Source organism: Archangium primigenium, from assembly GCF_016904885.1.
Lineage (GTDB): Bacteria > Myxococcota > Myxococcia > Myxococcales > Myxococcaceae > Cystobacter > Cystobacter primigenius.
The window spans coordinates 6,939,214-6,951,780 of the sequence record NZ_JADWYI010000001.1; the positions used below are offsets into that span (position 1 = coordinate 6,939,214).

The 12,567-nt window shown below is 71.2% G+C and carries 12 protein-coding genes; 7 read left to right on the forward strand and 5 right to left on the reverse strand.

Annotated elements, in window-relative coordinates:
• Positions 1-27: 27 nt before the first annotated feature.
• The 5 genes from I3V78_RS28360 to I3V78_RS28380 all read right to left on the reverse strand — a co-directional run bounded on the left by I3V78_RS28360 (position 28) and on the right by I3V78_RS28380 (position 3,418).
• Entirely contained in the window at positions 28-591 is a 564-nt protein-coding gene (locus I3V78_RS28360; protein ID WP_204492025.1) for a periplasmic heavy metal sensor, read from the reverse strand.
• Between the two features lie 24 nt (positions 592-615).
• Entirely contained in the window at positions 616-1,176 is a 561-nt protein-coding gene (locus tag I3V78_RS28365; RefSeq protein WP_204492027.1) for a hypothetical protein, read from the reverse strand.
• Entirely contained in the window at positions 1,173-1,724 is a 552-nt protein-coding gene (locus I3V78_RS28370; RefSeq protein ID WP_204492030.1) for a sigma-70 family RNA polymerase sigma factor, read from the reverse strand. The genes I3V78_RS28365 and I3V78_RS28370 overlap by 4 nt, the downstream gene beginning before the upstream one ends.
• Positions 1,725-1,816: 92 nt before the next feature.
• Complete coding sequence (locus tag I3V78_RS28375) at positions 1,817-2,404, reverse strand: tetratricopeptide repeat protein (protein WP_204492032.1); 588 nt, start codon at positions 2,402-2,404, stop codon at positions 1,817-1,819.
• 192 nt (positions 2,405-2,596) lie between these two features.
• Positions 2,597-3,418 carry an NAD-dependent epimerase/dehydratase family protein gene (locus I3V78_RS28380; protein WP_204492034.1) on the reverse strand — a complete coding sequence of 274 codons (822 nt, stop codon included), beginning with the start codon at positions 3,416-3,418 and terminating at the stop codon, positions 2,597-2,599.
• Between the two features lie 135 nt (positions 3,419-3,553).
• Here I3V78_RS28380 and I3V78_RS40000 point away from each other — a divergent pair, with 135 nt between their 5' ends.
• The 7 genes from I3V78_RS40000 to I3V78_RS28415 all read left to right on the forward strand — a co-directional run bounded on the left by I3V78_RS40000 (position 3,554) and on the right by I3V78_RS28415 (position 12,567).
• The gene (locus I3V78_RS40000) at positions 3,554-4,840 is read left to right on the forward strand and encodes a sensor histidine kinase (RefSeq protein ID WP_338023772.1); all 1,287 of its coding nucleotides are present in this window, start codon (positions 3,554-3,556) and stop codon (positions 4,838-4,840) included.
• Between the two features lie 36 nt (positions 4,841-4,876).
• Positions 4,877-6,679 carry a DEAD/DEAH box helicase gene (locus I3V78_RS28390; RefSeq protein ID WP_204492038.1) on the forward strand — a complete coding sequence of 601 codons (1,803 nt, stop codon included), beginning with the start codon at positions 4,877-4,879 and terminating at the stop codon, positions 6,677-6,679.
• Between the two features lie 151 nt (positions 6,680-6,830).
• Positions 6,831-8,153: an ABC transporter substrate-binding protein gene (locus I3V78_RS28395; protein WP_204492041.1), complete on the forward strand. Its 1,323-nt coding sequence runs from the start codon at positions 6,831-6,833 to the stop codon at positions 8,151-8,153.
• Positions 8,154-8,208: 55 nt separating this feature from the next.
• On the forward strand, positions 8,209-9,090 hold the full coding sequence (locus I3V78_RS28400) for a carbohydrate ABC transporter permease (protein WP_204492043.1): 882 nt from the start codon (positions 8,209-8,211) through the stop codon (positions 9,088-9,090).
• A 12-nt stretch (positions 9,091-9,102) separates the two neighbouring features.
• Positions 9,103-9,936 carry a carbohydrate ABC transporter permease gene (locus tag I3V78_RS28405; protein WP_204492045.1) on the forward strand — a complete coding sequence of 278 codons (834 nt, stop codon included), beginning with the start codon at positions 9,103-9,105 and terminating at the stop codon, positions 9,934-9,936.
• Between the two features lie 30 nt (positions 9,937-9,966).
• Positions 9,967-11,049, forward strand: coding sequence for an ABC transporter ATP-binding protein (locus I3V78_RS28410; RefSeq protein ID WP_204492047.1), 1,083 nt, complete (start codon positions 9,967-9,969; stop codon positions 11,047-11,049).
• 18 nt (positions 11,050-11,067) lie between these two features.
• On the forward strand, positions 11,068-12,567 hold the full coding sequence (locus I3V78_RS28415; protein ID WP_204492049.1) for a mannitol dehydrogenase family protein: 1,500 nt from the start codon (positions 11,068-11,070) through the stop codon (positions 12,565-12,567).

Sequence of the window (12,567 nt, forward strand, 5' to 3'; positions counted from 1 at the left end):
CGGAGTGTGGACTCGTCAGCGGTCGCGTCACTTCCCCAGGGCGGGAGGCGCCGGAGGAGCCGGGGGAGCCGGGGGAGCGGGCCGGACGGGCGGCGCGGGCGGGGCCGGGGGCGCGGGCGGACGGGGCCGACCGAAGCCGCCCCCGGGGCCCGTCTCCGCCTCCAGCTTGCTCCAGAGGTCCGGGCCGAGGGTCTTCTTGATGGCCAGCATCAAGCCCACCCGGTTCTGCCGCACGGCCGTCTCCGCCCGGCCCACCTTCTCCACCAGCTCCTTCACGGTGGCCTCGTTGGGGGACGGCTGGCTCAGCTCGCGCTCCAGCGCCAGCTGCGCGCGCTTGTGATCCGCCTCCAGGCCGATCACCGCGTCATTGGACGCGAAGGCGAGGTCCTGCACCTTCTGCTGCTGGGTCTGGGACAGGCCGATGCGCTGCGCGAGCTCGGGGGGAAGGCCGTAGGCCGCGGGCCCGGGCGGCGCGGGCGGACGCGGGGGCGTGGGCTGCGCGACGGCGGCGCCCGACGCGGACGACGTGTCCTCGGCCAGGGCGGGCACGGCGGACAGCAGCATGAGGGCGCACAACAGTTTCTTCGTCATGGGGAGACTCCTCTTCGGGTGGGACTACGGCAGGCGGAGGGCCACGAGGGCCGTGTGGAAGGGTTCGGCCTCGAGCGCGCGGGAGTCCGGCGGACGGACCCAGTGCGCCAGGGGCCCGAAGGCGCGGTAGGCCTCGTCCTCGACGCTCGGACGGGTGCGGCTGTAGTCCGCCACCGCCTCGCGCAGCTCCGTCAGGGAGAAGGCGGGACGGGACGGCTCCGGGGCCTGCTCGGCGACCTGGAGCGTGTTCTCGAGCGGGCCCCCCACCGGGAGGGCGTCCGCGTCATCCGTCGAGTCCACGGACCGGGGCGTCGAGACGAGCAGCGTCAGCAGGGCCACGGCCGCCGCGGCGCCGGTGCCCGCGGCCCACCGGCGGCGGCGCTGGCGGCGGCGCACCACCCCGACGATGGCCTCGGGGGAGAAGACGGCGGGCAGCGGCGGCTCGGGCACCCGGAGCGACTGGGCGGCGGCATGCAGGCGGGCGATGTCCCGGCACGCGGCGCACCCCTCCAGGTGCTCGCGCCCTCCGGGGGGGAGGTGGCGGGGATCGTCCACGAGGGCCGCGGCGACGGCGTGGCAGTTCATGGCGCGTCTCCTTCGAGGGCGTCCGCGGCCTTGAGCTTCTGCAGCGCCCGGTAGAGGTGGATGCGGACGGTGCCGCGGGACAGGCCCATCGCCTCGGCGATGGCGTCCAGGTCGAGCCCTTCCAGGTAGCGAAGGGAGAAGGCCGTGGCCTGTTGGGCGGGGAGCGCGCGCAGGGCGCGGCCCAGGGCCCGCCAGCGCTCGGTGCCCTCGACATGGGCCTCGGGCGAGGGGACGGGCGTCGGGGCGAGGTCCAACGCCTCGCGCAGCACGCCCCAGACCCGGCGGCGCCGCAGGTGGCTCATGGCCCGCGAGACGAGGATGCGCCGCAGCCAGCCCACCGCCGCGCGCGGATCCTTCAGGGCCCGCCGCTTCTCATAGGCGTCGGCCAGGGAGGACTGGACCAGGTCCCTCGCCTCCTCGGCGTCCCACACCAGCCGGCGCGCCAGGCGCAGCAGTCCGGGCTGCGCCTCCAGGACGAGCGCGTCGAAGTCCAGGGCCTGGGCCCCGGCTCCGGTGGATGTCTCGTCGATGGTGGCGGTGCCCTTCACGGGGGAGGTCCTCGGGTTCTGGTTTCACCCCTTGGGACGCATCAGCCGCCCGCGCGGCATACCCGATGATTTTCCGCCGGATTTTCCGCCGCTCAGGCTGGCTGCGCGCGCATCAGGCGGCCAGCCAGGCGCGTGTACTGGTCACGCTTGTCGGTGTCGCCCAGGTGGGCCCAGACGTCCGCCAGCGCCCGGGCGGCGTCCGGGGAGCCCGGATGCAGCTCCAGCGCCAGCTCCAGCACATGGCGGGCATGCCGGTAGCGCGCCTTGCCCGACAAGCCGATGCCCCGGGTGCGGTGCCGACCCGATTCGGTCGCCAGCACCTCGCCCAGTTGGGCGATCTCCGCCGCGGTCCCCTCGCGCCAGCCGTTCTCCGGGTTGAGCAGCAGCGCCTGATCCAGCAGGGGCCGCGCCAGCTCGGGCTCATCCAGCTCCAACTGACAGAGGGCCGCGTTGCGGTAGTGCTCGGCCGTCTCGGGGTCCAGATCGATGGCGCGCTCGAAGCACTTGAGCGCGTCGGCCGGGCGGCCCAGGCTCGCCAACGACGAGCCCTTGGCACTCAACGCCAGCACGTGCAGGGGATCCTGCGACAGCACCCGATCGAAGACCCGGATGGCGGCCTCGTGCTGACCGGCGATCGAGAGGCTGACGCCTTCGTTGAATGACGCAAGCAATGTGGACATGCGGGAACCCCCGGCGACAATCACCAGCGCGCCCGTGACAGCTCCGTCACGAGCGGGACACGCAGCCTGACAGGAGCCGTCCGGGACGAGAACCCGGAACCCGTCCACCCCCCCCGACTGTTGGGTCCCCACCAATTTTCGGCCATCCGCCCGCCTTCAGGAAGCCAACAGGTGGCCTTCTAGGGCGAGGGGCTAGGGCGCCTCCTCCAGGAGGGCCGAGAAACCGGCGACGAAGTCCGGGTAGCGCGGGCGCCACCCCAGGGCCTTGAGCCGGGCGTTGGAGATGGCGCGGTCGCCTTGGAGCGAGGGGTGCAGGGAGGCCAGGGGCACCGTGGGAGGCCTGGGCAGCCCCAGCCGCGCGCACAGCCAGTCCGCCGTCTCCGCCTGGGTGGCGGGCCGATCATCGGCCACGCAGTACACCTGCCCCGGCGTGCCGTGCGCGAGCACCACGCGCAGGGCCTGGGCGAGATCCTCCACGTGGATGCGGCTGATGCGGCCGCCGCCGGACTCGGGCAGCCGGAGGGTGCCCGCGCGCAGCCGCTCGTGCAGGCCCCGGCCGGGACCATAGATGCCGGCGATGCGCAGCGGCATGCCACCGAGCGGCCGGTACAGGGCCTCCGCGTCGAGCCGACCCCGGGCATTGGGGGCCTCGGGCTCCACGGGCGTGTCCTCGTCCACGGGCCCCCGGGCGCCCCCATACACGCCGGTGGAGGACAGGTAGACGAGCCGGGCGGGCCGGACGCGCGCGAGGCCCTCGGCGAGCCCGGCGTCGAGCCCCGCGTCCGGAGGAATGGACACCACGGCGTGCGCCCCGGCGCTGGCGGCCACGGCCTCCTCCAGGGACACCAGAGCCACCCCCGCCTGGGACAGGGCCTCGCGGCGCTCCGCCCGTCGGGTCACCGCCAGCACCCGGCGCCCCCGCGGGGCCTCGGCGAGCGCCAGGCGCGTCAGCGTGTCACCGCACCCGAGCAACACGAGGGGAGCCAGGTCGGGGCCGGGAGCCGTCAGGGCCATGCACCCGTCCTCGGCGTCCGCTCTGTCCTATAAACGATGTCCATGCCGGGAGGTATACCGGGATTTCCCAGCTCTCGTGGCAACGTGAGCCCCCGCATGACCCCCGAGCACGCCCTACCCTCATCCCCATGGCGGGTGAAGCGGAAGCTCTTCTCCGTCTGCGCGGGGATGCTCTTCCTGGGATGGGTGGGGCATGGCCTCTTCTTCGGGCGCTCGCGGCCTTTCGAGGGCGGGGTGCTGCTCACCTGGAGCCTGAGCTTCCTGGTGCTCGGCCTGCTCGTGGGCACGGGGCGGCTGCCGGCCTGGGCCTCCGGAGGTCTGGCGGGGCTGGTGTCCCTGGGCGCGGTGACGGCCATCGTCCACGCCACGGGGGGCCCCACGAGCCCCTACTTCGTCACGCTCGTGTGCACCCCCCTGCTGGTGGCCATGTTCACCCCGGACGCGCGGGCTCCCACGCTGGGCTCGCTCGGGGTGATGCTGCTCGCGGTGGCGCTGCTCTACCACCTGGCGGAGCGGCCCGTGCGCGAGGGCCTGCCCTCGCTCTTCATCTTCGGGGGCATCGGCGGCCTGGGGCTGTACGGGGGCAAGACGTACCGGCGGCTGCGCGAGTCGGAGCGGCACGCCCAGGAGGATCGGCTGCTGGCGCTCGAACAGCTCGCCGAGAGCGAGCGGCGGCGCCTGCGCGCCGAGACGGAGCGCGCCGAGATGGAGCGGCGCCTGTTGATGGGCCAGCTGGCCACGGGGGTGGCCCACGAGGTGAACAACCCCCTGGCCTTCGTGAAGTCCAACCTCAACTACCTCGAGCAGCAGCTCACGGGGGGGCAGCAGCCCTCGGACATCGAGGAGCTGCGCGAGCTGCTGGACGAGACGCGCCAGGGGGTGCTGCGCATCCAGCGCATCGTCACGGATCTGCGCTACTTCTCGCGGGACGGCCTGTCCCAGGAGGAGTGGGGGGCGCCCGGCGAGGCGATGCAGGAGGCGCGGCGCCAGGCGCTCGGCCACATGGCCCGCCTGGGGGACGTCGCCCTGGAGGTCCCCGATGGGCTGCCCCGGGTGCGGCTGGGCCAGTCCCACCTCATCCAGGTGCTGCTCAACCTGCTCATCAACGCGGCCGAGGCGGTGGAGTCCTCGCGGCCCGCGCGCCCGGCCCGCATCCAGCTGCGCGCCTCCCATACTCCCAGTGAGATCCGCGTCGAGGTGGAGGACAACGGGCCGGGCATCCCCGCGGAGGTGCTGCCCCGGCTCTTCGAGCCCTTCTTCACCACGAAGGCGCCCGGCAAGGGCAGCGGCCTGGGCCTCACCCTGTGCCGGGAGTACGTCGCGCGGGTGGGCGGTTCGCTCACGGCGGAAAACCGGCCCGAGGGGGGTGCCCGGTTCGTGCTCACCCTGACGCCGGCCGCGGCGGCCTCGCCCAGGAGCTGAGAGACCTGGACCGTCGGGAATGCTACAAGCGCCCGCGTGAACACCGCTTCAGACACCATCCCCACCTTCGAACAACTGGGCCTCGGCCCCGACCTCGTGGCGGCGCTCGGCGAGCTCGGCTACGAGGAGCCCACCCCCATCCAGCGCGCGGCCCTGCCCCCCCTCATCGAGGGACGGGACCTGCTGGGCATCGCCGCCACGGGCACGGGCAAGACGGCCGCCTTCTCCCTGCCGCTGCTGCAGCGCCTGGGGACGCCCGGCAAGCGCGAGCCCTTCTCCACCTCGGCGCTCGTGCTCGTGCCCACGCGCGAGCTGGCCATGCAGGTGGCCGAGGCCATCCACCGCTACGGCCAGCGCATGGGCGTGAGCGTGCTGCCGCTCTACGGCGGCCAGCCCATCGGCCAGCAGCTGCGCGTGCTCAAGCGCGGCGTGGACGTCATCGTGGCCACGCCCGGCCGCGCCCTGGATCACCTCAAGCGCCAGTCGCTCTTGCTCGACAACCTGCGCACCGTGGTGCTCGACGAGGCGGACGAGATGCTGGACATGGGCTTCGCCGAGGATCTGGAAGCCATCCTCGACGCCACGCCCGAGAAGCGGCAGACGGCGCTCTTCTCCGCCACCCTGCCCCCGCGCATCGCCTCCATCGCCGAGCGCCACCTGCGCTCGCCGGTGCACGTGAAGATCGCCAAGGAGAAGGTGGCCGCGGGCACCGGCCCCCGCGTGCGCCAGACGGCCTACATCGTCCCCCGCCCCTTCAAGGCCGCCACGCTCGGCCGCGTGCTGGACGTGGAGGGCCCCACCGCCGCCATCGTCTTCTGCCGCACGCGCACGGAGGTGGACGAGCTCACCGTGTCCCTCAACGGCCGCGGCTGGCGCGCCCAGGCCCTGCACGGCGGCATGGATCAGACCCAGCGCGACCGCGTGCTCAAGCAGTTCAAGTCGCACGCGGTGGAGCTGCTCATCGCCACGGACGTGGCCGCGCGCGGCCTGGACATCGAGAAGCTGTCCCACGTCGTCAACTACGACGTGCCCAACGCCCCCGAGGCCTACGTGCACCGCATCGGCCGCACGGGCCGCGCCGGACGCGAGGGCGTGGCCATCACCCTGGCCGAGCCGCGCGAGCACCGCCTGCTGCGCAACATCGAGAAGCTCACCGGCCAGAAGATCGAGCTGGCCACGGTGCCCACCGTGGCGGACCTGCGCGCGCGTCGGTTGGAGCTCGTGCGGGCCTCCCTGCGCGAGGCCCTGGTGGCCGGCGAGCTGGACTCCTACCGCTCCGTGGTGGAGAGCCTCGCCTCCGAGTTCGACATGCTCGACGTGGCCACCGCCGCGGTGAAGCTCCTGCACGACGCCCAGGTCGAGGGCCAGGACGAGCAGGAGGAGGACATCCCCCTGCTCTCGCCGCCCTCGGAGCGCGGCGCCCGGGGCCCCCGGGGGGCCGCCCCGTCGCGCGGCGGCGAGCGCGGTGAGCGAAGCGAGCGCGGTGAGCGAAGCGAGCGCGGCGAGCGGGGTGAGAAGTCCGAGAAGGGCGAGCGGGGCGCGGACACCCGGCCCGAGGTGAAGCGCAGCCCCAAGCGCCGCGCCGAGCCGGACGAGAACTTCGACATGGCGCGCCTGTTCATCGGCGTGGGCCGGCAGGCCGGCGTGCGCCCCTCGGACCTCGTGGGCGCCATCGCCGGCGAGGCGGGCGTGGAGGGCAAGCGCATCGGCGCCATCCAGATTGGCGACACGTACTCGCTCGTCGAGGTGCCCGAGCCGCTCGCGGATCAGATCATCACCGCGCTGCGTCAAGCCACGCTGCGTGGCCGCAAGGCCCAGGTCCGGCGCGACCGGAGCTGAACACCTCCTCTCGGGCGCGCGGGGAAAAGCTCCCCGCGCGCCTCATCGTCCTGGCTCTGATTGAGGGGATTTGATGGACTGATGGAGCGTTCCCGCGTCGTCCTGACACGTGTCATCACGCACGGGGTCGCCTTACCCCAGGAGTCGCTCCATGAAGACATTCCACCCCGCCCCCACCGCCCTCGTGGGCGTCGGGCTGCTGCTCGGCTCGGGCAGCGCGCTGGCCGCCACCACGCTGACCATCGGCACCGTGAACAACGGCGACATGATCCGCATGCAGGCGCTGGCCAAGACGTATACGGAACAGCACCCCGATGTGGAGCTCAAGTGGGTGGTCCTGGAGGAGAACACCCTGCGCCAGCGGCTCACCACGGACATCAGCACCGGGGGCGGCCAGTTCGACGTGATGACCATCGGCGCCTACGAGGCGCCCATGTGGGGCCGCAAGAACTGGCTCATGCCGCTGGAGAAGTTCACGCCCACCTATGCCGTGGACGACCTCATGCCCAACGTGCGCAAGCAGTTGAGCGTGGAGGGCAAGCTCTTCGCCCTGCCCTTCTACTCGGAGGGCTCCATCACCTACTACCGCACGGATCTCTTCGCGGCCAAGGGCCTGAAGATGCCGGACGAGCCCACGTGGGAGCAGGTGCGGGGCTTCGCGGAGAAGCTGCATGACCCCTCCAAGAGCGTGTACGGCATCTGCCTGCGCGGCAAGGCGGGCTGGGGCGAGAACATGGCGCTCGTCTCCACCGTCGTGAACACCTACGGCGGCCGCTGGTTCGACGAGCAGTGGAAGCCCCAGCTCACCACGCCCGAGTGGACCCAGGCGGTGAACTTCTACGTGGACCTGCTCGGCAAGTTCGGTCCCCCGGGCCCGAGCAGCAACGGCTTCAACGAGAACCTCACCCTGTTCAACGCCGGCAAGTGCGCCATGTGGGTGGACGCGAGCGTGGCGGGCGCCTTCGTCACCGACAAGAGCCAGAGCCAGGTGCCGGACAAGGTGGGCTTCGCCAAGGCGCCGCGCGCCGTCACCCCCAAGGGCAGCTCCTGGCTGTGGACGTGGGCGCTCGCCGTGCCCAGCAGCTCCAAGCAGCAGCAGGCCGCCTTCGACTTCATCCAGTGGGCCACCTCCAAGGAGTACGGCGCCCTGGTGGCCAAGAAGTACGGCATCTCCGCCATGCCCCCGGGCACGCGCCTGTCCACGTACGCCAACGCCGAGTACATGAAGGCCACGCCCTTCGCGCGCGTCACCCAGGAGGCCATCCAGACGGCCAACCCGGACTCGCCCACGCTCAAGGCCGTGCCCTACACCGGCGTGCAGTTCGCCACCATCCCCGAGTTCCAGGCCATCGGCACGCTCGTGGGCAAGGGCATCTCGGGCGCCCTGGCGAGCGGCGCCAAGGCCGACGCGGAGCTCAAGAGCCTCAACTCGCAGGTCGAGCGCACCATGAAGCGCGCGGGCTACATCAAGTAGCCGCGCGTCCGCGCTCCCCTCCCCCCGCACCCCTTCGTCTTCCAGGAGTTGCTCGATGAGCGAAGTCGCTCGCGAATCCCGCCGTGCCGGACGCCTCACGGCGTCACCCGCCATCCTCCTGCTGCTCGTGTGGATGATCGTCCCGCTGGCCATGACGCTGTACTTCTCGACGCAGAACTACGTCCTGCTCGATCCGGACAACAGGAGCTTCGCGGGCCTGGAGAACTTCTCCTACTTCCTCTCGTCCGACAGCTTCCTCAACAGCCTGTGGGTGACGCTCAAGCTGGTGGGCAGCGTGCTCGCCATCACCGTGGTGCTGGGGGTGCTCATCAGCGTGCTGGTGGACGCGCAATTCCCGGGGCAGGGCGTGGTGCGCATGATGCTCATCTCGCCCTTCTTCATCATGCCCACGGTGAGCGCGCTCGTCTGGAAGAACCTGCTGATGAACCCGGTGTCCGGCCTGTTCGCGTGGCTGTTCCAGTTGGTGGGCCTCACCCCCATCAACTGGTTCAGCGACTGGCCCCTCCTGTCCGTCGTCACCATCGTCTCCTGGGAGTGGCTGCCCTTCGCCATCCTCATCTTCGTGACGTCGCTGCAGTCCATGGATCAGGAGCAGAAGGAAGCGGCGCAGATGGACGGCGCCACGCCAGTGTCCGTCTTCCGCTACCTCACGCTGCCGCACCTGGCGCGGCCCATCGCGGTGGTGGTGATGGTGGAAGCCATCTTCCTGCTCAACATCTTCGCCGAGATCTTCACCACCACCAGCGGTGGCCCCGGCGACGCCACCACCAACGTGCCCTACCTCGTCTACACCCAGGCCCTGCTCGAGTTCGACGTGGGCACGGCCTCGGCCGGTGGCCTGGTCGCCGTGGTGCTCGCCAACGTGGTCGCCGCCGTGCTGCTCAAGGTGTTCGGCAAATCCCTCACCCAGGCCTAGGACTCCCCCGCCATGCCCAACCTCAAGCAACGCCGGCGCGCCGCCGAGACGCTGCGCGCGATCCTCGCCTGGCTCGTCGCCCTCGTCGTCTTCTTCCCCATCTTCTGGATGGTGGTCACCAGCTTCAAGACGGAGCTGGGCGCCTTCACCATGCCCCCCGAGTTCCTCTTCACGCCCACGCTGGAGAACTACCGGGAGATCATGGAGCGCAACGACTACCTGCACTTCGCCTGGAACTCGCTCGTCACCAGCGGCGGGGCCACGATCGTGGGCATGCTGGTGGCGGTGCCCGCCGCCTACGCCTTCTCCTTCCACCCGAGCCGGCGCACCCAGGGCATCCTCACCTGGATGCTGTCCACGAAGATGCTGCCCGCGGTGGGCGTGCTCGTGCCCATCTACCTCATCGCGCGCCAGTTGGATCTGCTCGACTCGCGCATCGCCCTCATCGTCATCTTCGCGCTGTCCAACCTGCCCATCATGGTGTGGATGATCTACACCTACTTCCGGGACGTGCCGCGCGACATCCTGGAGGCGGCGCGCATGGACGGCGCCACGCTCCTGCAGGAGATGACCCGCGTGCTCCTGCCGGTGAGCCGCGGCGGCCTGGCGTCCACGGCGCTCCTGTCCCTCATCCTCAACTGGAACGAGGCCTTCTGGTCGCTCAACCTGACCACCACCAAGGCCGCGCCGCTCAGCGCCCTGGTCGCCTCGTTCTCCAGTCCGCAGGGCCTGTTCTGGGCCAAGTTGTCCGCCATCTCCACCCTCGCGTGCGCCCCCATCGTCCTCCTGGGCTGGGCGTCGCAGAAGCAGCTCGTGCGCGGTCTGACCTTCGGCGCCGTCAAGTAGCGGCCCCCCTCCTCCACGGAAACCCCCTCCATGGCACAACTCGAAATCAAGTCCCTGACCAAGTCCTTCGGTGACACCCGCGTCATCAAGGGCGTGGACCTGCGCGTGGACGACCGCGACTTCTGCGTCTTCCTGGGCCCGTCCGGCTGCGGCAAGTCCACGCTCCTGCGCCTCATCGCCGGCCTGGAGGAGGCCACGTCCGGGGACATCCTCCTGGACGGTCAGCCCATCACGGATCGCCCGCCCGCCCAGCGCAACCTGGCCATGGTGTTCCAGTCCTACGCGCTCTACCCGCACATGACCATCCGCGAGAACATGTCCTTCTCGCTCAAGCTGGCCAAGGCGGACCCCAAGCTCATCAACGAGAAGGTCACGCGCGCCGCGCAGGCCCTCGCGCTCGAGCCGCTCCTGGACCGCAAGCCCAGCGCCCTGTCCGGCGGCCAGCGCCAGCGCGTGGCCATCGGGCGCGCCATCGTGCGCGAGCCGCGCATCTTCCTGTTCGACGAGCCCCTGTCCAACCTGGACGCGGCGCTGCGCGTGCAGATGCGCCTGGAGCTCGCGCGGCTGCACCAGGAGCTCAAGGCGACGATGATCTACGTCACCCACGACCAGGTGGAGGCGATGACGCTCGCCAACAAGGTCGTCATCTTCAACGCGGGCAACATCGAGCAGCAGGGCCACCCCCAGGAGCTCTACCGCCGCCCCGCCAACCGCTTCGTCGCGGCCTTCCTCGGCATGCCGCAGATGGCCTTCATCGACGCCACCCGCTCGGGCCCGGGCCTCACCCTGGCCAACGGCGGCACCGTCGCCCTGCCCCCGGGCCTGCCCGAACTCGCCCCGGGCACGCGCGTGACGGTGGGCGTGCGCCCCGAGCAGCTCGCGCTGGGACCGGCGGGCCAGGGCACCCTGGAGGGCCGCGTGGACATGATCGAGCGGCTGGGCAGTGACGCCTACGCCTACCTGTCGGTGCCCCAGATCGGGCGCCTCACCGTGCGCTGCGACGGCGACGTGGGCTCCATCGAGGGCACCTCCGCCTCCGTCGTCATCCGGCCCGAGCGCATCCACGTCTTCGACGCCAACGGCGTCGCCCTCCACCATCCCTCGTTCAGCTGAACCGCTTCGCCCGCCACCATGCACACTCTCGATCAGGCCCACCTCTCCCGCCTGCCCTCCTCCGTCGTCCGCCCCGGCTATGACCGGAGCCAGGTGCGCGCCGGCATCGTCCACATCGGCGTGGGCGGCTTCCACCGCGCGCACGAGGCCATCTACACCGACCGCGCCCTCGCCCGGCCCGGCCAGGAAGGCTGGGGCATCTGCGGCGTCAACCTGCTGCCCCATGACGCCGCCATGGCCGCGGCCATGAAGAAGCAGGACGGCCTGTACACGGTGAGCGAGATGGCGCCGGACGGCTCGCACGTCTCGCGCGTCGTCGAGTGCATGGTGGACTACCTCTACGCCCCGGACAGCCCCGAGGCGGTGCTCGCCAAGCTCAGCCACCCGGACATCCGCATCGTCTCGTTGACCATCACCGAGGGCGGCTACCTCATCGACGAGCACGGCCAGTTCAACCTCAAGCACCCGGCGGTGGCGCATGACCTGGCGCACCCGAGCGCGCCCCAGGGCGTGTTCGGCTACTTGGCCGAGTCGCTGGACCGGCGGCGCAAGGCGGGCCTCAAGCCCTTCACGATCATGTCCTGCGACAACCTGCGCCACAACGGCGCCCAGGCGAAGCGGGCCGTGGTGGCGTTCGCCCGCGCGCGCGACCCCGAGCTCGCCGCGTGGATCGAGCGCGAGGTGGCCTTCCCCAACGGCATGGTGGACCGCATCACCCCGGCCACGGACAACGCCGCCCGGCAGAAGCTGCGCGAGCTGACGCAGGTGGACGACGCGGCCCCCGTCATCTGCGAGGACTTCATCCAGTGGGTGCTGGAGGACAACTTCCCCAATGGCCGCCCCGAGTGGGACGCCGTGGGCGTGATGTTCACCCAGGACGTGTCGCCTTACGAGGAGGCGAAGATCCGCCTGCTCAACGCGACCCACACCATGCTGTCCTACCCGGCGTACCTGTCGGGCCTGCGCAAGGTGGACGACGCGCTGCACGACCCGCTCTTCTTCGGCTACCTGCGCGGCTTCCTGGACCATGACGCCGGCGTGTGGCTCAAGTCCCTGCCCGGCCTGGACATCCCCAGCTACAAGGACAAGCTGCTCGAGCGCTTCGGCAACCGCGCCGTGGGCGACCAGCTCGCGCGCCTGTGCATGGACGGCGGCTCGAAGATTTCCGGCTTCGTGCTGCCCACGCTGCACGCCATCTTCGCGGGCCACCGCCCCTACCACCGCATCGCCTTCTTCCTCGCCGCCTACGACCGCTACCTCGAGGGCACGGACGAGAAGGGCGAGCCGCACACGCTCGCCGAGCCCAACGCGATGCACCTGCTCCAGCAGGTGGTCCAGAGCGACTCGCCGCTGACGCTCGTGAACCTCAAGGAGGTCGTGGGCGCGCAGATTCCGGCGCACAAGGGCTTCGTGGAGCTGTACCTCAAGCTGCGCAAGCAGATCGACGAGCAGGGAGTGGTGGCCACGCTCAAGTCGCTCGACGCCTCGCGCGAGTCGCCGCCCTCCGCCCAGGCCTGA